15 protein-coding genes and 3 pseudogenes are annotated in these 23,494 nt (G+C 51.8%); 4 read left to right on the forward strand and 14 right to left on the reverse strand.

Translation table 11 applies throughout. The features are described 5' to 3' along the window. Window positions 1-13: 13 nt before the first annotated feature. The 8 genes and pseudogenes from zwf to C1N64_RS21695 form a co-directional block, all read right to left on the reverse strand. Window positions 14-1,384 carry a glucose-6-phosphate dehydrogenase gene (gene zwf, locus C1N64_RS21660; protein ID WP_394515530.1) on the reverse strand — a complete coding sequence of 457 codons (1,371 nt, stop codon included), beginning with the start codon at window positions 1,382-1,384 and terminating at the stop codon, window positions 14-16. 17 nt (window positions 1,385-1,401) lie between these two features. Then, window positions 1,402-2,406 carry a phosphogluconate dehydrogenase (NAD(+)-dependent, decarboxylating) gene (gnd, locus tag C1N64_RS21665; RefSeq protein ID WP_375096736.1) on the reverse strand — a complete coding sequence of 335 codons (1,005 nt, stop codon included), beginning with the start codon at window positions 2,404-2,406 and terminating at the stop codon, window positions 1,402-1,404. A gap of 1 nt (window position 2,407) precedes the next feature. Beyond that, window positions 2,408-4,909, reverse strand: coding sequence for a glucan 1,4-alpha-glucosidase (locus tag C1N64_RS21670; protein ID WP_367144057.1), 2,502 nt, complete (start codon window positions 4,907-4,909; stop codon window positions 2,408-2,410). 1,082 nt (window positions 4,910-5,991) lie between these two features. Further along, window positions 5,992-6,479 (reverse strand): annotated as a pseudogene (locus tag C1N64_RS21675) (transposase); the annotation flags it as partial. Window positions 6,480-6,772: 293 nt separating this feature from the next. After that, on the reverse strand, window positions 6,773-6,979 hold the full coding sequence (locus tag C1N64_RS21680) for a hypothetical protein (protein ID WP_324030713.1): 207 nt from the start codon (window positions 6,977-6,979) through the stop codon (window positions 6,773-6,775). Window positions 6,980-7,130: 151 nt separating this feature from the next. Then, on the reverse strand, window positions 7,131-7,514 hold the full coding sequence (locus C1N64_RS21685) for a hypothetical protein (protein WP_367144058.1): 384 nt from the start codon (window positions 7,512-7,514) through the stop codon (window positions 7,131-7,133). Between the two features lie 188 nt (window positions 7,515-7,702). Further along, entirely contained in the window at window positions 7,703-8,224 is a 522-nt protein-coding gene (locus C1N64_RS21690) for an SMI1/KNR4 family protein (protein ID WP_394515531.1), read from the reverse strand. A gap of 19 nt (window positions 8,225-8,243) precedes the next feature. Further along, window positions 8,244-11,240, reverse strand: a pseudogene (locus C1N64_RS21695) (RHS repeat-associated core domain-containing protein); the annotation flags it as partial. A 267-nt stretch (window positions 11,241-11,507) separates the two neighbouring features. Here C1N64_RS21695 and C1N64_RS21700 point away from each other — a divergent pair. Further along, window positions 11,508-12,401: a dihydrodipicolinate synthase family protein gene (locus C1N64_RS21700; protein WP_367144060.1), complete on the forward strand. Its 894-nt coding sequence runs from the start codon at window positions 11,508-11,510 to the stop codon at window positions 12,399-12,401. Window positions 12,402-12,735: 334 nt separating this feature from the next. On the opposite strand, the gene C1N64_RS21705 is transcribed toward C1N64_RS21700, so the two are convergent. Next, a complete protein-coding gene (locus C1N64_RS21705) occupies window positions 12,736-13,641 on the reverse strand; it encodes a hypothetical protein (protein WP_394515532.1) in 906 nt (301 codons plus the stop codon). Window positions 13,642-14,598: 957 nt separating this feature from the next. Between C1N64_RS21705 and C1N64_RS21710 the strand changes: the two genes are divergently transcribed. Next, window positions 14,599-16,263, forward strand: coding sequence for a methyl-accepting chemotaxis protein (locus tag C1N64_RS21710; protein ID WP_324030708.1), 1,665 nt, complete (start codon window positions 14,599-14,601; stop codon window positions 16,261-16,263). Between the two features lie 75 nt (window positions 16,264-16,338). After that, window positions 16,339-16,644: a hypothetical protein gene (locus tag C1N64_RS21715; RefSeq protein ID WP_324030707.1), complete on the forward strand. Its 306-nt coding sequence runs from the start codon at window positions 16,339-16,341 to the stop codon at window positions 16,642-16,644. Between the two features lie 230 nt (window positions 16,645-16,874). Here C1N64_RS21715 and C1N64_RS21720 read toward each other — a convergent pair. The 5 genes and pseudogenes from C1N64_RS21720 to C1N64_RS21740 all read right to left on the reverse strand — a co-directional run. Next, a pseudogene (locus tag C1N64_RS21720) lies at window positions 16,875-17,006 on the reverse strand (IS30 family transposase); the annotation flags it as partial. Between the two features lie 247 nt (window positions 17,007-17,253). Further along, window positions 17,254-18,051, reverse strand: coding sequence for an inositol monophosphatase family protein (locus C1N64_RS21725; protein ID WP_022623065.1), 798 nt, complete (start codon window positions 18,049-18,051; stop codon window positions 17,254-17,256). Next, window positions 18,048-19,109: an ABC transporter ATP-binding protein gene (locus C1N64_RS21730; protein WP_014606777.1), complete on the reverse strand. Its 1,062-nt coding sequence runs from the start codon at window positions 19,107-19,109 to the stop codon at window positions 18,048-18,050. The genes C1N64_RS21725 and C1N64_RS21730 overlap by 4 nt, the downstream gene beginning before the upstream one ends. Then, entirely contained in the window at window positions 19,102-21,108 is a 2,007-nt protein-coding gene (locus C1N64_RS21735; RefSeq protein WP_054634136.1) for an ABC transporter permease, read from the reverse strand. The genes C1N64_RS21730 and C1N64_RS21735 overlap by 8 nt, the downstream gene beginning before the upstream one ends. Further along, a complete protein-coding gene (locus C1N64_RS21740) occupies window positions 21,105-22,061 on the reverse strand; it encodes an extracellular solute-binding protein (protein WP_375124730.1) in 957 nt (318 codons plus the stop codon). Before C1N64_RS21740 ends, C1N64_RS21735 begins: the two co-directional genes overlap by 4 nt. Window positions 22,062-22,246: 185 nt before the next feature. Between C1N64_RS21740 and C1N64_RS21745 the strand changes: the two genes are divergently transcribed. After that, window positions 22,247-23,476 carry an ROK family transcriptional regulator gene (locus C1N64_RS21745; RefSeq protein WP_022623068.1) on the forward strand — a complete coding sequence of 410 codons (1,230 nt, stop codon included), beginning with the start codon at window positions 22,247-22,249 and terminating at the stop codon, window positions 23,474-23,476. Window positions 23,477-23,494 lie beyond the last annotated feature (18 nt).

Raw genomic sequence — 23,494 nt, forward strand, 5'->3', positions numbered from 1 at the left:
AGTGCTCCATAACTCAATCGGGATCGACCCAGCCGCCGGGGGGCGCAAAGTCTGCCATCGTATCCGGCCCCCAGGTTCCGGGCTTGTAGGAAAGGGGGACGGTTTTCTTATCCAGTACTGGCTCAACGATCTTCCAGGCCAGTTCCGCTGCGTCTTGTCGGGTAAAAAGATGACGATCGCCAGCCATCGCATCGCCTATCAGCCGCTCATAGGGCGCCATATCGCCGATGCCATCGTCAAGCGCCGTTAGCTCAACGGCCTCACCTCGCATCTTTTCGCCAGCCGCCTTGCGTCGCGCCCCAATGCCGATCGTAATATCCGGACCAAGGCGAAAGCGGATATAGTTAGCGGCCTCGTTGGCAATGTCATCGAAAAGTGTAACGGGTGGTCGCCGGAAGCGCACGATCACTTCCGTCGCATGCGCAGGCAGATTTTTTCCGGCACGGATAAAAAAGGGAACACCACTCCAGCGCCATGTCGCAATCCGGAAACGAACCGCAGCGAACGTCTCTGTCGAAGAGGAAGGGTTGACACCGGGTTCATCGGTATAGCCTGCAAACTGTCCACGAACCACATCATCGTCTGACAGGGGAGGAATGGCCTTCAGCACCTGAACTTTCTCATCAACCAGATCGTCAGACGCGCCGGAGGCGGGAGGTTCCATAGTCAGCAACAGAAGCACATTCACCAGGTGATTTTGGATCACATCGCGGAGGCAGCCAACTTCATCATAAAACTTGCCACGTCCTTTAATACCAAAGTCCTCGGCCATAGTAATCTGAACGCTTTCGATATGATCGCGATTCCATATTGGTTCGAGGAAGCTGTTGGCAAAGCGAAAATAAAGGAGATTCTGGATGGCTTCCTTCCCCAAAAAGTGATCGATACGGAAAATCACGTCCTCATCGAAAACGTTGTGAAGCACGTTGTTCAGCTGTTTTGCCGACGCGAGATCGCGGCCGAACGGCTTTTCCACCATCAGGCGGGCACCTTTCGCGATACCTGCCTCTTGCAGACCTGTGACGACCGTTTCAAACAGCGAGGGGGGAATAGCCAGGTAATAGAGCGGGTGATGATGGTCCCCCAGCGCATCGCGCAATCCATCGAATGTTGACTGAATGCGATAATCGCCGGAAACATAGGACAGCCTGTCCGCCAGCGCAGCAAAGACTGCCTCATCGAACTCATCAACGTGTTTTTCAACCGACTCTTTTGCACGCACAATCAACTGGTCGCGCGTCCAGTCTTCAAACGCCACACCGATAATGGGCGTATTGAGCGTGTTACGCTTCACCATTGCATAGAGTGAAGGGAAGATCATTTTATAGGCAAGATCGCCCGTGACACCGAACACTACCAGTACGTCTGATCGTTGCTGCACCATCGCTGTATCCCTCCGCTTTAGCGGGTTTTTTCCAGATGGCCACCGAAGGCGTGCCGCATGGCTGAAAGAACTTTTTCAGCAAACAGTGCTTCACCACGAGAAGAGAAACGCCCGAAGAGAGCAGACGCGAGAACCGGCGCGGGAACGCCCGTTTCCACCGCTGTCTGCAGTGTCCAGCGGCCTTCACCGGAATCTGACACACGACCATCATAGTTTTTAAGGTGCGGGTCCTGCTTCAACGCCTCGGCGGTCAAATCCAGCAGCCAGGAACCGATAACCGAGCCATGTCGCCATACCTCCGCAACGGCGGGAAGATTGATGTCAAAACGGTAATATTCAGGATGGGACAGAGGCGCGGTTTCCGCATCTGCCTCTCGTTCGCCGTTTCCGGCATTGGCGGCTTTCAGTATATTCAGGCCTTCGGCATAGGCGGCCATCACACCATATTCAATGCCATTATGTACCATCTTGACGAAGTGTCCGGCGCCCACCGGCCCACAATGAAGATAGCCTCTCGGCGCTGTGCCTACGGTCGCATCTTCCTCAATGTGCTGACCGGCACCGGGCGCGAGCGACGCAAAAATCGGATCCAGACGCTTCACAGCCGCCTGCGGGCCACCGATCATAAGGGAATAGCCACGTTCCAGGCCCCACACGCCACCCGATGTACCGACGTCGATATAGTCGATCCCAAGGGGGGAAAACTCTCCAGAGAGATCGATCGCTTCACGATAAAAGGAGTTGCCCCCGTCAATGATGGCGTCGCCTTTATTCAGCTTTGATGCGAAATCCCGCGCAATCTTCGGTGTGATCGCGGCAGGCAGCATGAGCCAGACCGCGCGCGGCGCCGCCAGTTTAGCAATAAGATCGGCTGGCGACGACGCGCCGGTTGCTCCCTCTTTAACCAGTGCGTCAACGTTATCGGCGTTCACGTCGAAGACCACGCAATCATGGCCCTGTTTAAGAAGACGACGAACCATGTTTGCGCCCATACGGCCGAGTCCTACCATTCCAATCTGCATATCATTCCTCTCTGTCAATGCGCATTTGATTTTCCGGTTCATTCACAACCTGAACGGTGAAGTCGGTGTGTTCCCAGTTTTCAACATCAGGCCAGTAGAAGGTGAAGACAACGCGGGTTCCTGCGTCCTCATGCTGTAAAGGCAGGTCCACATAGTATGTGCCAAGTCCGGAAGGGATCGCCGGGCTGTCAGAGACGGTCGCCCAGTTATCTGTGCTCCAGTGCACCAGTGCGTTCGCTTCCGTTTCCAGCCTCAGTTGCTTCCCGACAGGAACAGAAGACAGGCGGTTGTTAAAGCGCCATATGCGCAAGTGCGATGCGGTTTTATTCCGGATATAGCGCTCGACGCCCTGCGGTGGCATATCGAAGACCGCGCCATCGCGGAGCGACCGCACGAGTTTAATATGCTCGGAATGCGCCCAGACAAGTGGCATGGCGCTCCCGGCTGGCTGGCCGAAGAACAGCTCCCTTTCAGGAATATCGGGCCCATCCCAGGTCTGTTCCGGTAACAACCCGCCCGGACCTGCCGACTTCTCCAGCGTGGATAAGAGCGCCTCCGCGACCTCGCGCCTGCCCGCTGCCAGCTCGTAATGCGCGCGTTCGCCCGCCAGCAAGGGCCAGGGACGTCCCTGGCCGATACCATCGAACGGCGCGCCGTCTTCGTGCTCACCATAGCCATCGCCGGTATACCGATACCATAGTGGCCCCTGAGGGAGTTCGACACGCAGACTGTGGTCGATTGCTTTTACCGTATCCACGATATGCGGGTCGTCGGCGGCGCGCAGACCAAAACGCACCAATGCCAGGGCATCCGGACTCAGGACATCGGTGGTGGACAGAATCGCCCGATCCGGCGTCTGGTTGCGGATCTCGGTTTCGCCGGATGCGCTTGCTTCATCCGTTGCGCCGGGGGGAGCGATGCGGACGTAGTGACCGGCAATACCAACTGATGCGCAAAAATCGGGCTCTCCGGCAAAGGTCCATTTTTCAATCTGCTCATTCCAGCAGTCGGCGGTTTCGCGCAGATGGTATGCAGCCACCTCATCGCCGTCTAGCGAAAGCAGGTCCGCGGCGGCAAGGAGAGCGGAGACTTCGACCGCCAGAGTAAACGGGCTGTAGCCCGCGTCTTCTTCCCAGCGATCCTCGCCGGTCGCCGGGCCGTTGGTCAAAATATAGCGGGCCGCACCGCGCAGCATGGGCATAAAGTGTTTCAGCGCTTTTTTATCGAGATGACCAAGTCGGAGCAGCATATCGGCTAGCAGAACAGGGAAGGCACACTCATCCATCTGGATACCTGACCAGTATGGTTTTCCATCGAGCCACAGGTTCTGTGGCCAGCGCCCGGAGGGCTCCTGAACGCGTCGGAGATAGTCCAGTATGGCGAGTGCTTCGTTGGCATCGCCGGCTGCCAGGAATCCCCCAGCCGTTTCGACCAGGTCACGCGGCCAGACCAGATGATAGCCTCCCAGATCGTCATCGCCCCTCGAAAATCCCCACGGAATCGTCAGGCTCGCGACAACAGCACCGGGGCAATCGGCTGCTTTATGCGAGGCCAGAACTGCGGTTGACACCCGGTATGTATTCACACCGTTCCGCTCGAGTTGATCGAGTGGAATGAGCGTGTTCTGCCATGCTTGCCAGTTGCTGATGTAGTGCTTGCGGGCTTTGTCAAAGCCTGCTTTCAGACTGGCGGTTGCCGCCGCTGCGGCTTCGGATTCTGTCTGGCCGAACCCGATTGCCAGCGTGGCTTCACGGCAGGCACTAGTGAATGCCAGCTCACCGGCAAGGGCGACATTGCCATCGTTCGCGCGCTGATACGAATTCGCGATGCGCCCGTATTTTTTCAGCTGTTGCCAGCCGTCTGACGTGCCGACAAAGCCCACGCTCATTGCCGTCCAGGGTATATCGCAGACGAGCGCTAAGTAACGAGAGCGACCCGTGGCGAAAAGCACGGGCCTGTCTTCAAATTCACTGATCCATGCGGTGTTCATTTGCCCGGCGTTCACCAGATGGGGAGCGAGCAGGGCGGTGATCTTGTAATCCGCAACATCCCCCTTTAGCGCGGTGAAACGGATGCGTTGGAGGACACAGTCACGGGCAGGATCCGTGATGATATCTTTTTCGAGCCGGTAGCGACCATCCCGGGCCGTGTTAACGATCGAAAAGGCCGGAATGCCTGGCGAGACCGTATGGGTTACTGTTGAGCAATCGCGCTTTTCTTCTGAAAAATAACCTTCAGGGGCGGTGATGATGAACCCAAAATCGCGGGTGCAGGCGCTGTCAACGCGCGGATAATAAATTTCGTTGAGAATGCCGTGGCTTAAGGTGAACCAGACGCGGGAATCAGGTGAAAGGGCGTTACCAATTCCGCTCTTGGCACTCGATGTCCAGCGGGCTTCAATCCCTGGCTTTCCCGGCGCTACGTCAATGATGGCGCGCTGTTGTTGGGCGTCCTCGCTTGCGCACATTTGCAACGGTAGGGCGTCGTTGTCAGAATTTGACATATTCAGAATACCTTGGCTGTGTGCAGAAAAAATCTTAACCACGAAGATGCGGATAACATCCTGACTTATCGCGGGCAAGAGTGAAATATTTCTATACCAAAGCAACTTGGTTAAACTTAAAATCTTGTGATTTTAGTATCGAACCTAATAGGGTTATAGCCGCTGTAACATTTCCGGTCAACTCTCTGAAAAGTTTCAATACACATGAAAGTGTAAAAAATAAAATTTTTTTAGCGGTTAAGAATTACGGCTGAGTTAATTATTACCCGGGCCTGACGCTCTGGGGCCAACTGCATGGCAAACAATCAGTTTTTTATTTGACAGCTTTCACCAGGATATGGCTCCGGGAAAGCGTTATATAGACGTGACAGAATCTTTACGGGAGGATGGCTTGCTGTGTGCCTGTACACCCCCGACCTCAGTTTGCGTGGTGTTTATTTCGCTGAAGGTTGAGAATAAGTGCGTAATCGCTTCCACATCAAATCCAGAGGCCGGAAGGATATTTTCACGCTCAGCATTCAGAGCGATTAAGAATGCGCAGCTTCAACATTGCAGAGACAGAATTTCGTGCATGAGCTTTGATTCCAGGTGCTAAATGATGCATCCTGACGTCAATATCATTCAGATCCACTAAGCGGGAAAGCCTGAAGCAATAATCGGGGAGGCAATGCATTCGGAACAGGGAAGTAACGAATTACAAGAGCAGGGGAAATGCTGACTTGTGGCATCGTTAATCGTATACCTTACTATTAACCTATTTTGTACCAGAATCAGATGCTCCTTTAAAACATCAGCGTTATTCACCAAATTAAATATGTCCTGTATTTTGGAAGATTCAACAGTTTTAACCTTTCACAATTTGGCACTCAATAATTTCAATCCATACTACGAATAAATTTTCACACTTTTGACGTGCTCGAATTTGGTGGAACTCATGAGGCACTTGCCTGTAAATCATGCGTACACGGCGTGGGCAATTTTTATGACCTCCGCATATTTTAATCCCGTCCATGCAGGTGCAGTTCTTAGTGTGACGCCTTACTCTTTATCTGACCGCTCCCGCTTTGGCTGCCCGCTCATAGCAGATCCAGATGGATTTTGCGATAACCATAGACACATCCCGATTCCGGCCAGAACTGTTTAATCCTTCATGTCAGTCTCAGGTCTGCCTGATGGCGTTGTGAATGCGGCTGCTGAAGTCAGGCGTAAAAGCCACTGGGATACACATCCAGAACCCGACAGAGCAGACGAACAGGCCAGCAACAGATGTTATCACGGATAAAGGCGTACTTCAGTCGGACAGCTTTGCGAAGTACGCCGCGGCTTTTTTTAATATGTCCCGTTCGTCGGTAACCCGCTTCAGCTCTTTATGGAGACGGCGGATCCCGGCCTGAGCATCTGACTGTTCTTTATGAAGGGAAGAATTCGGACCGTACTTCTTTATCTAGGCGTAAAGGCTGTGGGTAGTGATATCAAGACGTGTTGCAACGCTGGAAACAGAATAACCACGATCAACAACCTGTTTGACTACTTCAATTTTAAACTCTTCGGGATAACGCTTACCGCTCATGTGCACCTCTCTTTTAAGTCATCTTAAATGACTCTGAGGTGTCTGATAAACTCGTGGCGATTCATTTTTACCATGATGCTTAACCTTAACGTAGCAGCAAAACATTAAAAAAGTCGGTTAAAGCTGGACGACTAACAGACTAAATGTGACAAATGACTTTCTTTTGACATTACTGACGCATTCATCGACTGTCTACTACAATCAGTTTAACTCTCGGAGGTGGAGAATGTTTAAGGATATTGGTCCCGGTCCAGTAGTCTTTTAACCCACACCCTGTTTAGCCAGGAGGAGTTTCAAAAGTCTGTAACCCTCCTTGTAGCTTTGCAATCTGCCTTAGCTTGAAATTTGTCTATTTTGTTAATGCGGGTGCTGACGTCGACGGTCAGAATTTTCACAAGGTTTTTCTTCATCCGGTTTGTTATACAAAAATCTCTGATTGTGGGTGCCAGAAAAGCCAGGAGTGCTGCAACCACCGCGTCTAAATCTTTGGGATCATTCATCAGTGAAGCCTGTTCTGGTAACATTTTATAAGTCTGTCCTCTTGGAAGAATATTGAGTTTTAAGTGCGTATAACATTCATTATGTTAAATAAAGAGTATGGTTAGCGTGCAGGCCGGAACCACCGCGGGTTTTCACATTTTGCGCGCGGCTTCACTGCTGGGTCCGCTCGTTCTCACGATACTCTCTTAGTTCTGTCCACGATATTGATGAGCAGGAATAAAAACGGCCATCTGTTTTCAGTGTTCGAACTTCAGCAGTTTTGCTGTATTTAGTCAGGTTTTCAATGACAGCTTCGGCCGCGGTGACTGTCGGAAAAAGGGTTGCTATGGTTGGATTTTTCGACCATTTATTTGTATCTGTATTGTAAGACAATGGCTGCGTCATACCCCGCATAATAATAAAACCTAAAAAGGTTTTATTGGTATGCTCATGTCTGTTATCAGCCTGAAAATTTTTAGCGACTTCGGCTTTCCTGGCCGATTCAGCAATCTTTGCCGCATGTCTTTTTCTTGGATCGCCGGATTTGTTTTTCATGGCTGTGCGGCCTGTATATTCACATTGCGGTAGCTACGATAGTTCACTTAAAGGCTGGAATAAGACGTCCTGTTACGAACTTACTTTGGTCCGTTTCCATCCTTTCCTGCCTCACTTCTCCCTGAAGTCCATCTCTGACACTGCCCTTATCCCTTTAGCACAGGAATAAGGGCGCTGGCACAGAGCGGTTATAAGCCTTGAGAAACGCTCATTCCTTTCTGGATTGTCAGCCCCGACAATATGTCAAAGAACTGCTGGAAAGTGCCGGCAAATAAGTACAGATGCTGGGAATCCTTATCACCTGCGATGTCATAATCCTGTTTTGCATCATCGACGTGCAGGCATGACCGGTCCCAGTAATAAACCCCGGATTGCTCACCTTCCGTAATCAGAACATAACCGTTATCACCCGGATCAATACCGATAATGACAGCATTCTCGACGAAAGAAAGCTCATCAAGGAGCTCATCATTCATAACGGAAATATCATAATTTTCGTTGCTGACATCGTGACCGAATAAAGCATCAAATGATACGTAACCGTTATCAACTCTATCAAAAGGTAAGTCACAGTAGTCGGGTGACTCGACTCTCAGTCCGTTATATTTCGCCAGAAAATCCCTGTAATCATCAGGAAAAGTAACCGCAAAGTTTTTGGCAAGCAGATCGATATCTGTCTGCCCGAGCCCCGCACCCGTTAAAATAGCCACCCGCGCCTCCTAAGCTCTGTTAACAGTTAGCTTTGATATGAGACACACCACCCCTGTGTGTGAACCGGCGGTGTATTTTCTTTGGAACTTCCTGCATTGTGACGCCATTTTCATGATGATGCCAGGTATTCACGTCATAATTCGCCATGCCTTTGCTCGCTCTGGCATCCGCTTTGCCAAAGTCACCCCCCGGAGACTTGCTGTGGTCGCCTTTCAAATCCGGAACGTCCACGCTCTGTCTTTCGTAAGGGGTAAAGTCCGGGTAACCGTCAGGATATCGTACGACGTTCCCTTCCCAGTCCTGATAAACCCACGCCCTGCCGTCTGTTTCCTGCCAGACCGTACCACCTTTATCCAGCCATTTAGACATATCTGGTAAGTTCAGCGGTTTTCCGGTAAGGCCCAGGGGATCAATCCAGCCCTGCGGATTCGGGGCATACTGATAAAGGTTCCACCCTCCCTTCAGCCCTATCGGGTCCTGTACAGTAAACCGGCCGGTCTGTGGGTCGTAGTAGCGGAACAGGTTGTAGTGCAGGCCTGTTTCCCTGTCAGAGTACTGACCCGCGTAGCGCAGTGGCTGGTGTGACAGCGTTGCGCTCTGCGCCTGACGCAAAAACCCTTCCGTCTGGTAATTAACCTCACCGAAGCTGCCGTAATGTCCACTCCAACGCAAAGCCCCGCGTTCGTCAGTCACCTCCAGTGGTGCACCGTTAATGTCGGTGCTGAACCAGTATATCTGGCCATATCCCTCATACTGATGGTGGTCTACACGGGCCAGCGGACTCCAGGTTTCAACGGGATCGTAAATGTAGGTACTGCACTGGCCGCTTTCATCAATCTCCTGAAGCAGACGGTATCCCTGCCACAGGAAACGGAGAGTCGTGGTTCCGTGGCTGGTCGTAACCGTTTTACGGGTTCGCCTGCCCAGCGCATCGTAGTGATAGTTCGCCTCAAAGCGGCCTTCGGGCCCGAGGCCCCGCGCAGATATAAGCCGGTTTTCTGCATCATAAACGAAATGCTGCTCATAAAGACCTGAGCGGCGACTGACCAGGTTGCCCCAGTAATCGTATTTCATGAACAGATTCTGCCAGTGCTCCAGGCGGTTGCTGGTCACCGGCAGGGCGCTTTTATCTTCAGTGAGATTGTCTGCGGCGTCGTAGCGGAAGTGTGTACTGCTGTGCCCCTGACGCGACTCGTAGTGCTTATGCAGACGGCCCTCGGCATCATGGCCATAGTGAACCTCACCTCTCAGCGTGTCGCTGATCCCGGCAAGGTCACCACGCGCGGTATAACGATACTGTCGCGTCAGGACAGCCTGCTCAGGCAGGGCGATGTCCGTTATCAGTTGGCTGCGCTGCAGCGTGCGCCTGCCAAGGCTGTCGTACTGCCGGACCTGTTCACGGCTCCCCTGCGTCCGCGCCGTTTCGCGGTGCAGCCGGTCCCGGGTAAACTCCGAAACCATTTGCTGGCCGAAACGGACGGCACTCACATGGCCAGAACCGTAGTGCAGCCAGGACAGGCGCTGCCCGCCGGGAAGCGTCAGTGCCGTCAGATTATTCAGCGCATCCCATTCGAAGCCGACCGTACCATTAACGCCTGATTCACTCAGTACGCGTCCGGCAGCATTGTGCGTGAACGCAATTTCATCCCTTTCAATGCCCAGCGCGGTACCTTCTTCGGTAGGGCTGCGCATTACGCGGCTGAGCTGGCCATTCACGTCACGTAAATAACGGTACTCTGCATGACGGTGAGCGCGTCCGGTCAGCAGGCCGCTGGCGTCATAGCTGTAACTCTGCAGTCGCCGCGCGATGCCTCCGTCTGCAGCCGGTCTTCCGTTTTCCTCGACCGCGGCAAGAAATCCCCGCGCATCCCATTCCATTCGCAAGATGGTTTCGTCAGGCCGTGTTTCTGTAAGCGGGCGCCCCACGGCGTCGTAGGTGAACCGGTATTCCCCACCGTTGCCATTATCAAGCCTCAGCAGGTCACCGCGGGGGCTCCATTGCCAGCGGCGTGTACGCCCGATCCTGTCAGTCAGGCTGACCGGAAGACCCAGCGCGTTGTACTGCCAGCGCGTCTCGCTTTCAAGCGGGTCCCGCCACGCTGACAGCTGCCCGTGTTTGTTCCAGCGCAGCGACTCCTGAGAGCCGTCGGGGCGGATGACCGCAGTCAGCTGCCCGCAGTCATTCCATTTACGGCGCGTGATGTGGCCTTCTACATCTTCACTGCTGATGAGCTGCCCGAAACGGTCATAGCTCAAGCGGCTGATGCTTCCGGAGCAGTCCGTCCGCTCTGTCAGAAGCCCCTGGCGGTTCCATTTCAGACGGACCACGCCGCCGGCTGCATCGGTAATGGCCAAGGGCAGCGTTTCCTCATCGTCCGGATACGCATACGTCGTGGTGCTTCCGGCGACATCCGTTTCGGATAACAGCCGGTTTTTCAGGTCATAAATGCCCTGAGACGACGTCTGATCAGGATAGACAATGCTGGCTATTCTGTCTGTCAGGCGATACCAGTGGTATCCGGTCCGCCGGCCGGCCGGATCGGTCTGCTCTTCAAGCCGGCCATACCTGTCCCATTTACTGCGGCGGATAGCGCCTCCGGGCAGTATGACGTCACAGAGCTCGCCATCTCGATAAACGAAAGCCGTCTGGCGCCCGTCATAGTCCGTAAAGGATGCAACGTTATCATCGTCATCAATCAGCCAGCAGGCTTCTGCGCCGTCGTCCCTGACCGCGCGGCGCCTGCCGTTTTCAAAATCGTACTCCAGTGTCAGCTGCTCGCCACAGCTGTGGCGAAACGCCACCACCCTCGGCAGGCCGTCAATTTCCCGCCAGCGATATTCACTGAGAAGGCCGTTGCGGTCTTCATGGGCGATCATAAGACCGTCCTGCCAGCGGAAGCGGCGGCGCACATTGCCGCCCCGCCCTGTTACCGCGCTTAACTGGTTTTCTCCGTCGTAAGCGTAACTGACCAGGCAGATCTCATCATCCAGCCAGGCGCCGGCCAGACGGCTATCTGTTCGTAAAACTCAGGTTAATGCTGTTTTAGCAAGTAATGTGGTCCGGGTCCGTATGATGATTTTACTGGCGGAATTATGTATTAATCGATGTGAAGTAAATCAGGGCCTGGGCAAGACTCGGGACAGGAACTCCTTCGTAAACGCAGTGAACCTGAAACGATACCTTAAAAGGAATACAAGCAGGCCCTGACTCACTGCAAATTTCGCAGTAACAGCTTTGTCGTTCAGCAATCCGTCTATAAGTCAGATGAAAGAGGAAAAGTCATGTTTAAAGGTCTGAGCGCGTTTCCACTCACTCCGTTTATGTCAGGCTCTCCTGATGAGAAAAGCTTCCTGAGAATACTCAGAAGACTGACAGATGCGAAAGTCGATTCTCTCGGCGTGCTTGGATCGACAGGCAGTTACGCTTATATGACCCGTGAACAACGTGAGCAGATAGCCAGACTGGCTGTAGACAATGCCGATAATATTCCAGTAATGGTGTGTGTTGGAGCAGTGAGCGCAGATGAAGTGTTACGGCTGGCTGATGATGCGCAGGAAGCTGGCGCCAGTGCTTTGCTCCTGCCTCCACTTTCATACCAGGCACTATATGAAGAAGAAGTATACGAACTCTTTAAAATGGTAGCCCGCAATGTCTCGGTTCCCCTCTGCGTCTATGACAATCCGGGGAAAACCCATTTTACCTTCTCAGATAGCCTGCACCGTAAAATTGCAACTCTGCCAGCCGTTCATTCGCTCAAAATTCCGCCCGTTCCTTCGGATATGGAGGCTGCCGCTTCCAGGGTCAGGAACCTACGCGGTATATTGCCTGCAGACGTGACAATCGGCATCAGTGGTGACAGCTCTGCTGCTAACGGCCTTATAGCCGGCTGTGAGGTCTGGTATTCTGTATTTGGTGGTCTTTTCCCTGATTTGGCAAAGAAAATAACAGATGCGGCAGTGGCGGGTGACCACACTGCAGTAAGAGAACATCACGGACGACTCAGCCCACTTTGGGAGCTTTTTCATCAGTACGGAGGTGGTTTTAGAATCATCGCAGCTGCTGCCAGTATTCTTGGAATGGCTGATGAAAACTGCCTGCCTCGTCCACTATTGCCTATTCGGGGTGAAAGGTTTGCTGAGCTGAAGCACGTCATATCCAGTCTTGAACTTACTTAATTGCTTCTTTGGACGTATTGAGGATGTCCGCTTTGAGCGAGGAACGGACTTTTGCAATGAAACGAAAACATCAGAATGGATAGGCCCGCTGAATGAATACCCACGTCCACGCGCAACTCAAAAGTAGTAGGCCTGTGTCTTCTCCGATGAATGCCGGATCGGTGCTGTCTATGTTCTTTTCACCGTCGTGGCTGTTCGCAGGGTAATTGAGCCGCTGTGCACACGGCCCGACTACTGGTTCTGGATGGGGATATTTAAGCGGCGGCCCCGGAAAGGATTTCCTGTCTTGCTAGGCCAGTTGTCGGCGGCTTTAACCATATAACCTTATTACTCACTATCTGATGAAAAAGTATGTTACTCCCTTATTCATAATGAGTGCTGGTAACCCGTATTCATGCTTTGCTGCCTGGTAAATAAATACCCATTCTGGCAGCTCTTTACTTAGCTTTTGCAAAACGCGCAGACGTTTTCGGGCAAGCTCTGGCGTATTAAGGACATCTCCGCGGGACAGCGCACTGACATCCAGCGAGCTAGCCCCCATTACACCACTGAACAGGTAACGTTTTCCGTCTGAATTGCGTGTCAGGAATGATGGCGTTTCATATATTCCCGAAATGCCACTCTGCCTCATGGTATAACCACAGTCTGGTCTGTTTACCATTGATCTGTATTCATCTACACAGCCCAGACCCTCATCAGTAAAACTCACCCCAATATAGACAGTTTTACCTGTATTTTTACCTTTGAAAAATGTGTCAATAATACTGTTGTAACCTCCTTCCATAATCTTATCAGTGCTTCCCATCTCCACGTTCCTGAACGCCGTTTCGGTAGCCTTTCTCATTGTATCAATGTACATGCGCATAGCCGACTCCTGGTCTGAGGCCAGCTCATGAGGAAGCCAGGCAATCAATCCCGAGCGCTCCCAATCTTCTGATGCGAAACCTGCATGTGGATATACAGTTATCAAACTTCGGAGATCAAGATTACTCAGGTTATAGGGAGAACTATCATCTGGAGCTCCCCAGTAATAGAGTTTATTGCCGGAAAGCTTCAGATCTTCTGACGAAACATCCTTGTCTTTCCAGGGATCCTGCTTGGATGCTACAAAGACATTCCAGGCATAGCTGTGGGATGGTTCATATTTGAATCTTCCGTTAACGGCATCATTCGTCAGCAGGCATCCTGACAGTGTAATTGCTACAGATAATAGGGTAAAAAACCGGATAGATTTTTTCATTGTGACGCTCTATTCATCGAAAAATATTTTAATCACTACACCAAGAGGCAGTTTGTGTATAGATAATTATTGTACGTCAACACCTGAGTTGTGATAGGGGTGTCAGCTCAGATTGGCGGTCAGTTATGAGTGAAGAGCGAACGTTAAGGTCTCTTCACAACAGTGGGGTTATACAGGATCAGGTTTTAGGCCACTCATACAGTATTTGCAGAACTTATGTAATGCAATGGGTTGAATTTAAAGATGAATTATCATTATAAGTAAACCTGGTATTTCGTATTACAAGAGGGGGTTTCCATTAAATTTTATTGGGAATTTATGAAAATAAAGAGCATGATTTTAATCACTCTTTTGCGCCCTTTTCCAAACTTCCTTCACAGAAGCTCTCCATGCGAACCATCCCAAAGGAAGATCAGCTAAAGTATTTAGAGATAAATCCAGGTTAATAACGCTTTCGAGGCTTACCAGAACGGCATCCTCTTCATTTAGTGCTTTTGGATGATTAATATGGAATTGCCAACATCCATCCTCGCTATCGTGACAAACATAAGATATTCATCCCCCTGAAGAAAATATTTTTCTATTCGCTATAACTGCTGTATTGGGTTGGTCATCAAACTGCCACATTAAATCGGCCATTAATTGCTTCCTTCTTTGCAAAAGTTAAGCATTTTTTCTTATAAAACATGAGAATAAATCCTGCCCTACTCCCCTTTGATTAATACACCGACATCCTAGCAACGTACGCTCCTGGCACAAAGCAGACAAAGAAGTGAAAAAACAGATAAGCGTGTCTCAGGGAGCGAGAGGAAAAATTGTAGTTAACAATTTACTGTTTCTACAATCACAGTTTACACATCTAGGTACACTTCAGACTCAAGTCGGCATGATTTCTTCCGAAACTGTCTACGAAGGTAAGCACTGACTTACTTAATATTCAAAAAACCGGAGCAAATCATGACTATTTCACAGCGCCTTTTTTTAACTTTCTCACTACTGGCGATATCACTGATTACCATCGTTACGGCCTCCGTATCCGTGGTTACAGGATTCCAGACCCGTTTTCAGTATGTGCAGGAAAATACCATTCCTTCCATAACTGACATTGATGATCTGATTAACAGCAGCAACATGCTTATTATCTGGCTTTACCGTCATCAGAGTTCAAAAAGCCTCACCCAGCAGGCACAGTTTGAAAAAGAAATAAACGAGCGCATTGACAAGTTGATTACAAATACCCGCCACTATCTAGAAGAGGACGTCTCTAACGAGGCTGATCGGCAGATGACGGAGGGGGAACTGGCCAAAATTCAGGAAATCAGGGCCAGGTTACCGGTTTTTCTTGCCGGCTCCAGAGCGCAGAATGATGACGTCGCCCTGCCCGCTATTCAGGGTAATGACGGTGTAGGCGCCACGACCCGCAGCCTGATTGCCGATTATCTGAAACAACGTCAGTTTAACGTTGACATCGGCAATGCTTATAACATCCAGAATAACCGCACCTATTACCAGACCCTGTGGGCACTCATTGCTGGCTCTGCTGCAGCCATTATGATACTGGGCTTCTTCACGGTCAGAACCATTCTGTCTATTCGCCGACATCTTAACGGAATGCGCTCGGTAATGGAGAGAGCCAGTGAACATCTGGATTTGACCCTCAGGGCAGACGACTCACGCCGGGATGAGATAGGGCTTACTGCAAAGGCGTTTAACCACCTGGTAAGTAACGTTGCCACCTCATTGAATGCGGTGGAGCAGGCAGCACATTCAGTCAGTTCCTCTTCAGGCGAGATAGCCGCAGGCAATGACGATTTGTCCTCCCGGACCGAAGAGCAGGCCGCTTCTCTGGAAGAAACCGCCGCCAGCATGTCCCAGCTCAGCGAAACGGTTCGCCAGACGGCAGAAAACACCCGACTGGCAAGCCAGCTTGCGAAAAATGCCCGTGAGATATCGAATGACAGCTCGGTTAAGGTTCGTACCATGATTGGAACCATGTCTGACATCCGCAGCAGCTCGGCTAAAATTACGGACATCATTTCCCTGATTGAGGGCGTGGCGTTTCAGACCAACATTCTTGCGCTCAATGCGGCGGTCGAAGCAGCGCGTGCTGGCGAGCAGGGGCGTGGTTTTGCGGTGGTGGCTGGCGAGGTCAGAAGCCTGGCGCAACGCTCTTCCGCCTCAGCGCGTGACATCAGGGAGCTGATTGAGTCCTCCATTGCTTTTGTCGAGGCTGGAGCGTCCCAGGCCAGCGATGTTGGTGAAAACATGACGCGCATGGATGATGCGGTACGTCAGGTCACCGACCTGATTGACGAAATTTCTGTTGCCGCGCAAGAGCAGTCTCTGGGAATAGGTCAGGTACATCAGGCGGTCAATCAGATGGATGATGTGACGCAGCAGAATGCCGCGCTGGTCGAAGAGGCCTCTGCCGCTGCTCGTTCACTGACTGAGCAGGCTGAGGCACTGAACGGTCTGGTGGCTGCATTTACGTTTAGTGAGGATGCATCAGTCCGGAAGATCGAAGTAAAACCATACAGCAGCAGTCCTTTAGCGAAGTCGGTGAGATTAACGCCACAGTCAGACATACACCACGGCAGCAACGATAACTGGACGAAGTTCTGATAAAACACACAGCCGCCGGTCACAACCGACGGCTCACCGGACTGCATCCGCGCGGCACTCAAAAAGGAAAGAGAAATGAACACTAATCCTGATTTTTCTGAAAAGCACAGGGAGCTAGTGGTACTTCATGAGCATATCTGCACGATCACGGAACAGATGAGTACTCATAGCTACCCTTCACTTTCGGTATATCTCAACAATCTTGAACATATGAGGCAATACTTTGAAGAGGTATCCCGCATTTATAGCATTGCAGGGTTTGAAAAGTGGTTGAAAGCTGCAGATACTGATTTATTTATCAACATCATGAGCCAGCAGCGTTCATTTGTCCTGCTCGGTAATATGCTGGGTAATCTGAAGCGTCTTTTCTTTACGAGTTAAAGAATATTATTGCTGAAATGGTTTTCGTTAACTAAGCAGTAATTAGATTAAGACGACTCAGTCCCGCAAGTGGGTCCGCCTGCCACTAATCCGGATGAAGTAGAGTGAAGCCAGCAAGGTGAGACAGTAATCACTGGTACTGATTAACTTCTAGATTATCTTTAAATCTGTGAGCCGGTAATGTCAGAGCAGAAGGTTACTCTGGTTTAAGTCCGCATTGAGTTGTGAGTTCAACCGATGGACGCAACACATCGGTCAAAACGCTCTGCGGGTGATTCACAGTCCAGCGTTTTTCTTGGCCTCTCGTTGAGCTGTCTGGCAACACTGTTTAGTCTTTGCTGTCTGTGAACCGATAAGTCAGTTTGACCTGCTCCCCATTATCAACACTAAGTGCTGTTTGCTACTTCCGCTTCTGGCACCAAGCGGACATTAAAGAATACCTGAGTCCGTTATGTGCGACACCGGTCAAAGTCGGGTCAGAAGTTAAAACGAACCCTACTGACATGCATACTTGAGGTCTGTGGTGCTCAATAGTTTTAAAAGCTATGGGCTGACACATCTTGCCTGTGCGCACTTCATATATGCATGTAGATATAGCTCACTGAGGGGTTATGAAAAGCGTTGATGGAACCAGTCATAAAGTTCAGGACGCGCTGCTACCACCGAACCTTCACGGGCTTCTTCGCCAGAAAATTGCCTGACCTGAATGCCGTTCTCCTGGGCAATCAATTTTCCTGCGGCGATATCGTAATAACTCAACCCGTCCTCAAAAAACGCGTCCAGTCTGCCTGACGCGACATAGGCAAGATCGAGCGCCGCCGAACCCAGTCGCCGGACGCCTGCGCTTTCAGCCATAAGCCGCGCCAGGCCGTTAAACAGCACCGCCCGGTCAATCACCTTTAACTGGCCTGGAACGGGCAGCGAGACTGAGCATAGTGCTTCAGCCGGTGTTTTCGCCGTCAAACCGGGAAGCGGCATACCATCCAGGCGGGCACCGTGACCTCTGATGGCGGTAAAGCACTCTTCCCGAAGCGGATCGTATACAACGCCCAGTATTTCCCCCTCGTCATCGCAGAGCGCAATGCTGACCGCAAAGTAAGGGATACCCCAGATAAAATTGCTGGTGCCATCCAGCGGGTCGACGACCCAGTATTGCGCATGGTGGCCGCGGGTAAACCCCGTTTCTTCTCCCAGGAAACCAAAACCCGGCGCGTCTTCGTTAAGACGCGAAAAGATGATGCTTTCTGCAGCCAGATCGGCGGCAGAAGCATAATCTGCGGTGCCTTTCTTACTGATGTCGGTGTCTTCCAGACTGCCAAAGCGCTTAACCAGCTCAGCACCGCCTGCCCGGGCTGCGCGTTTCGCCGCCAGAAGAAGGCGAGGTCTGTCGAGGTCATTTTTTGTCATGCCTCCTCCTTCATAAAACGTGGGTTGCCAAACGTAATGCCAACTCGCTTGCCGCGCGGCAGAGGGGCGCTGGCTTCAGCTGAGAGGCTGTGCAGGGGGCTGAATGACAAGGTGTGAACCCATGCGCGGCCAATATAACGTACATCCGTGACGGTCACGTCGCAGGCGCCAGTGCCCGGCTCACAAAAGTGAACGCTTTCGGGACGCACGAAAAAGGTTGCTCGTCCTCTGCGTGACGGATCGATGATGTTTAAAAAAGGACCGTCATCCGGTCTGAAGCCCTGGTCTTCCAGTACGCCGTCGATAAAGTTGGCCTGACCGACAAAGTCTGCCACAAAGCGCGTTTCGGGACGGGAATAGACCGCTTCCGGGCAGGCGAGCTGATCGACTTTTCCTCCCTTCATCACGGCAATGCGGTCAGACAGCGCCAACGCCTCTTCCTGATCGTGTGTGACATAAATAGCGGTCACACCGATGCGCTGCTGTAATTCACGCAGTTCCTGCCTTAACGAGACGCGGAGTTTTGCGTCAAGGTTGGACATCGGCTCATCCAGTAACAACAGTGGCGGATCGATAACAAGTGCGCGGGCCATTGCGATGCGCTGCTGCATGCCGCCGCTCATTTCAGCCGGATAGCGGTCTTCCACATGGCGAAGCTGCACCTGAGCCAGTGCAAGGCGAACCCGCTTTTGAATGTCTTCTCTACTGATTTTCCGTAACTTAAGTCCGTAAGCCACGTTATCGAAGATGGTTTTATTGGGCCACAGCGCGTAGTTCTGGAAGACAAAACCGATATTTCTGTCCCAGGGGGCGCGTGTTGACACGTCGACGCCGTCAAATAAGATGTGGCCGCTGTTAATCGCATGAAAGCCTGCCACTGAACGAAGTAATGTCGTTTTACCGCAGCCTGACGGGCCCAGCAACGTAAAGAACTCACCCGGTCGGATCGTCATTGAGACATCATCCAGAACAAGATGCGTGCTGTAGCGTTTTGATACAGACTGAATAGTCACCTCACAGCCTCGCCGCGATGCTGCGTCGTGATGAATGTCAGACATAATTGTTCCTCTCCGACTGCCCGTAGCGGACAACGGCATAAAGTGGCACATAGATAATCAGCATCAGCAAAATCGTCTGGGCTGCAGAAATGCCAAAATCGGCATCGACCAGCGTGTTTTCAAATATTACGGCCGTCATGGGCTTCCAGGGCGGACGATAGAGGACGATTGTCGAAGACAGTTCAGTGACGATATGTAAAAAAGTCAGCGTCGCACCGGTGAGTGCCCCGGCCAGCATTAGCGGGGCCGTGATGGTCAGAAAAACGCGAGCGGGTCTGGCACCTAAGCTGATGGCGGCTTCGTCGAGAGCAGGATGAACCTGGCGAAGTGCGGCTTCAGACGCTTTAACGGTAAAGGGCAGGTTTCGGACGACGTAAGCCAGTGCCAGAATAAACCACGTCCCGGTGAGCTGCAGAGGTGCCTGATTGAAAATCAGGATCAGCCCGATGCCCAGCACGGTTCCAGGAATAACATAAGGCAACATGACAAGACCGCTAAGCGAAGGCGCAAGGAATGTGTAGCGTTTACGCACCAGAACGTAAGCCACGCCCAGTCCACCGGCAAAGGCAAACAGCGTGCCCGAAAGACCCAGTGACAGCGTGACCCATGCGGGCATCAACCCGTTTTGCCACATGGTTATATAGTTAGCCAGCGTGGGCGTCAGCGTTGGCAGGCCCACACGCCATTTAACAAAGCTGGTAACCAGGACAGTGATGTGCGGGACAAAGGCCAGCAGCAGAACACAGCCGCTCAGAATAAGGGTCAGGCAGTGACCTGCACGTGAGAGTTCGCGTTGTTTGGGACGCCGTGATGAAACGGCAGCATACCCACGACGTGAAAGATAGAGCTGCTGCATCATGAGAAAAAGGCTGGAAATCGTAACCAGAACCACTGAACCCGTGGCCGCCAGTGCAGGGTTTCTTCCCGCTTCACTCAGAAACGCGTTATAGATCAGTACAGGTAAGACATTCAAATCAAGACCAATGATGCGCGGTGTGCCGAAGTCTGACAGGGCCGCCATCATCGCCAGATAGAGCCCTGTCACGATTCCCGGCATGGCTAACGGAATCTCCACTGTCAGACGGGCACGTAAGGGGGATGCGCCCAGAGACTCTGCTGCCTCAATATGGGACGCATCCAGTTGCCGAAAGGCGCTGTAACTGAGCAAAAATATAACCGGAAAAACCAGCCAGGTGATGACCCAAGTGACCCCATAAATGCCCACAATTGACGTCTGCAAGTCCAGCAACGTCGTCACAATCCCGTTGCGTCCCAGCAGAAGCCGCCAGGCATAGGCACCAAGGAAAGGGGGAGAAACCGATGCCATTGTCACCATGAAAACAAGCGCGTTGGCGCCTGCAATTCTGAAGCGCGCGATCATATAGGCCAGCGAAACGCCAATTAACGCGGCGAGCGTCGTGGCAAAAAAGGAAATCATCAGGCTGTTCAGGGTAGCGTGCAGCGTTTCACTGGTGGCAATAAAGGCAAAATAATGGCTGAGCGTATAGGTCAGCGTCGGATTTTCTGCTGTGATAAATGCATTCGTCGCGTGCCCGAGAATGACTGTTCCGTCTGGCTGCAAGGTAGCCGTTAGCGATTTTGCCGCTGTTCGACTGAAAAGGCTTCGCGGCGCTTGCTGAGTCAGGAGTAAAGTGTCGCTGCCCACGCCTAAATGCATTTCTCCGCGGCTTGCAGAGGTAACGCTGAGCGGCGATGTACTGTGAATCACTATTTTATTTGTGCCCGAGGCGACAAAACGCAGTGGTTCATCGCCACGTTTTGTCACCGTCACGCCATCCTTATCTGTTTTCAGCGTATAGTCGCGAGTCATTTCCGGAACGGCGTCAAGCCCTCCAGCCCGACTTACAAGGGTAAATTTGCCACTGTCGCTCAGCAATGATGCGCTGAGCAGGCGAGCCTGAGGCCAGAGGATGGTTATTCCACAGAACAGCAGCATAAGGACGGTGAACCAGCGCCATGAATCACGAAGCCCTTTCATTTTGGTAACGCCGCCTGAAAACGTGCGACGACAACCTGTTTAGGGTCCTGTGGCGAGATAATATTGAGCGTGCTCAGATCGGGAAGCGCAGCGGGAGGCGCGACATCTGAGCGGGCTGAACGACGTATCGTGAGATCCCTGACTTTTTCATGCGTGTCTTTCTGTCCGAGAAAGTCGATAAACAGTTTGGCCTGATTGGGATGAGGAGCGCCCTGAACGACAGCCTGTGCATCAATCTGACCGGTCACCGCATCAGTGGGATAAACAATGCTGATCGGCAGTCCGTTGGCTTTCCATTTAGCGCCCAAATCTTCGTTTATCCAGCCTGCCGCGGCTTCGCCATCACGGACGGCGTTGAAGGCATCATCGGAGCCTGCTGCGATCCGTGCACCTTTGACCAAATTGCTGATAAACGGCCAACCAAACTGTCCGGCAAGCGCCGATATCAGGGTATAACCGGTTCCCGAACGGGCCGGATCGGGGATGATCAATGTCCCCTGTTTTCGCCATTTTCCTGTCACCATATCAGCCTGCGAGGACGGCATTTCTGTTGAAGGGACACGCTTCGTACTCACGATGATGGGTTGCAGAAGAAGGGTAAAAGGATGCCAGATATGACGTGGATCTGCGGTGACCATTGCACTGTCTGTTTTGCTCTCATAAGGCTGGAACAGAGCCGCATTTTCATCATAAATCTGTGTGGGGCCGCCCCACAGGAGATCGGCTGAAGGGTTGCCTGCTTCGGCGCGCAGCCTTTCGACCACTTCGCCAGTACCGCCTCTTACCAGTGTGACGTTAATTTCCGGATGCACTTTTTTAAACATCTCAAGGACAGGTGATGTCGTCGTTTCACCGTGAGCCGTGTAAATCACCAACTCAGAAGAACTGGCGGTGCCCGTCATTAATAACGCGCTGACGGTCAACGCGACCAGGGAATAAAACACCTTACTCATTGTCGGCACACTCCTGCATTTAAATCCAGTTAATGGTTTAATTAAATTGTGAATGTGGGCAATTAAACGGGGCTTTTATGATTTTTTTATGACAAAAATCGATTTTTTTAAAAATTGAGCGCTGGACGTGATTAGGCTCTCCATTCTATTATCCATTTAATGGATTTAAAAAAGGCGAAAGCACTGTGGCATACCCGGGTAATAACCATGCCTTTTCAGGCCGCTATAATCGCAGGCTGGTTTTTGATCTGATCCGTACGGCTGGTGTGCTATCGCGATCGGACCTGGTCAACGCAACAGGACTCCAGCCTCAAACGATTACTAACATCACAAAGGATTTGCTTGAGCGTGGGCTGGTCAGTGAGGAAGGGCGCCTGCAACACCGACGCGGTGCCCCGCAAAAGTTGTTGCGGCTTAATCATCGCGCAGGTTGTGCTTTAGGAATACATCTTGATCGGAAAGGGATTACTGCTGTCGCCTGTGACCTTGCCGCAAATGCGTTAGCCAGCCTGCACGCGCCAATGGAGTGGAATAATCCTGAAGCGAGCCTCGACACCATCGCCCACGTCATTGCCGATCTGACGCTGAAGTGTGAGGGGATACCTGTGTGGGGAACCGGCATCGCGATGCCGACCCTGCAGGAGGCCGGATACGAGGAGTACGTCGGTGCACCGGGTTGGCAGTCGTGGAGCCAGATTCCCGTCGCCGACAGGCTTGAAGCGCGCTGTGGGGTACCGGTTATTGTTGAGAATGATGCGACTGCCGCTGCGATAGCAGAACGCCATGCGGGGGCAGCCAGTGGAATGACGCATTACGTCTATATCTTTGTCGGTCACGGACTGGGTGCCGGAATCATTGTCGACGGTCTGCCGTTTCAGGGGGCGTTTAACAATGCGGGTGAGATTGGGATGATCTGCTGGCCACCTGAGTTAACGAAGTGCCCCCGCGATATTCCCCCTTTCTCATTAGAGGAGCTGGCAACCACGTTGAACGTTGACCTGGATGCGGTTGAAAAGCCCGGCTATCTTGAAAAATTGTACGTTCAACGAGACAGTCAGCTGATGTCATGGCTGGAATGCAACAGTAAGCGGTTACGTATCCTTATTTCAGTCATTGAAAACATGTTCGATCCGCAGAAAATTTTGATTGGGGGCTATCTTCCTTCAGCGCTGTTTTCCTCGCTGGTTGATCGCACCTATCCATTACTTCCTTCTGTCTCTGCCCGAAAAACAAGAGACACGTCGCGGTTAGAAAGTGCGCGTCTTGGAGCTATGGCCCCTGCAATTGGCGCTGCGCTTTTGCCCGTAATAGCTCATGGCAGCCCGCATTTCAGACAACTGTCGCTGATGCGCACCAGAACTCAAACTATAGATCCTGAGGTTTTATTTGATCGGATTGCTGGTAAGGTTGATTAAAATCGTTGCCAGTTGGAT

The organism is Pantoea sp. SGAir0215, from assembly GCF_043543215.1.

Coding starts and splice junctions, on each gene's coding strand:
- zwf (WP_394515530.1), bottom strand. CDS start 1,384: ATGGTGCAGCAACGATCAGACGTACTGGTAGTGTTCGGTGTCACGGGC.
- gnd (WP_375096736.1), bottom strand. CDS start 2,406: ATGCAGATTGGAATGGTAGGACTCGGCCGTATGGGCGCAAACATGGTT.
- C1N64_RS21670 (WP_367144057.1), bottom strand. CDS start 4,909: ATGTCAAATTCTGACAACGACGCCCTACCGTTGCAAATGTGCGCAAGC.
- C1N64_RS21680 (WP_324030713.1), bottom strand. CDS start 6,979: ATGAATGATCCCAAAGATTTAGACGCGGTGGTTGCAGCACTCCTGGCT.
- C1N64_RS21685 (WP_367144058.1), bottom strand. CDS start 7,514: ATGAAAAACAAATCCGGCGATCCAAGAAAAAGACATGCGGCAAAGATT.
- C1N64_RS21700 (WP_367144060.1), top strand. CDS start 11,508: ATGTTTAAAGGTCTGAGCGCGTTTCCACTCACTCCGTTTATGTCAGGC.
- C1N64_RS21705 (WP_394515532.1), bottom strand. CDS start 13,641: ATGAAAAAATCTATCCGGTTTTTTACCCTATTATCTGTAGCAATTACA.
- C1N64_RS21710 (WP_324030708.1), top strand. CDS start 14,599: ATGACTATTTCACAGCGCCTTTTTTTAACTTTCTCACTACTGGCGATA.
- C1N64_RS21715 (WP_324030707.1), top strand. CDS start 16,339: ATGAACACTAATCCTGATTTTTCTGAAAAGCACAGGGAGCTAGTGGTA.
- C1N64_RS21725 (WP_022623065.1), bottom strand. CDS start 18,051: ATGACAAAAAATGACCTCGACAGACCTCGCCTTCTTCTGGCGGCGAAA.
- C1N64_RS21730 (WP_014606777.1), bottom strand. CDS start 19,109: ATGTCTGACATTCATCACGACGCAGCATCGCGGCGAGGCTGTGAGGTG.
- C1N64_RS21735 (WP_054634136.1), bottom strand. CDS start 21,108: ATGAAAGGGCTTCGTGATTCATGGCGCTGGTTCACCGTCCTTATGCTG.
- C1N64_RS21740 (WP_375124730.1), bottom strand. CDS start 22,061: ATGAGTAAGGTGTTTTATTCCCTGGTCGCGTTGACCGTCAGCGCGTTA.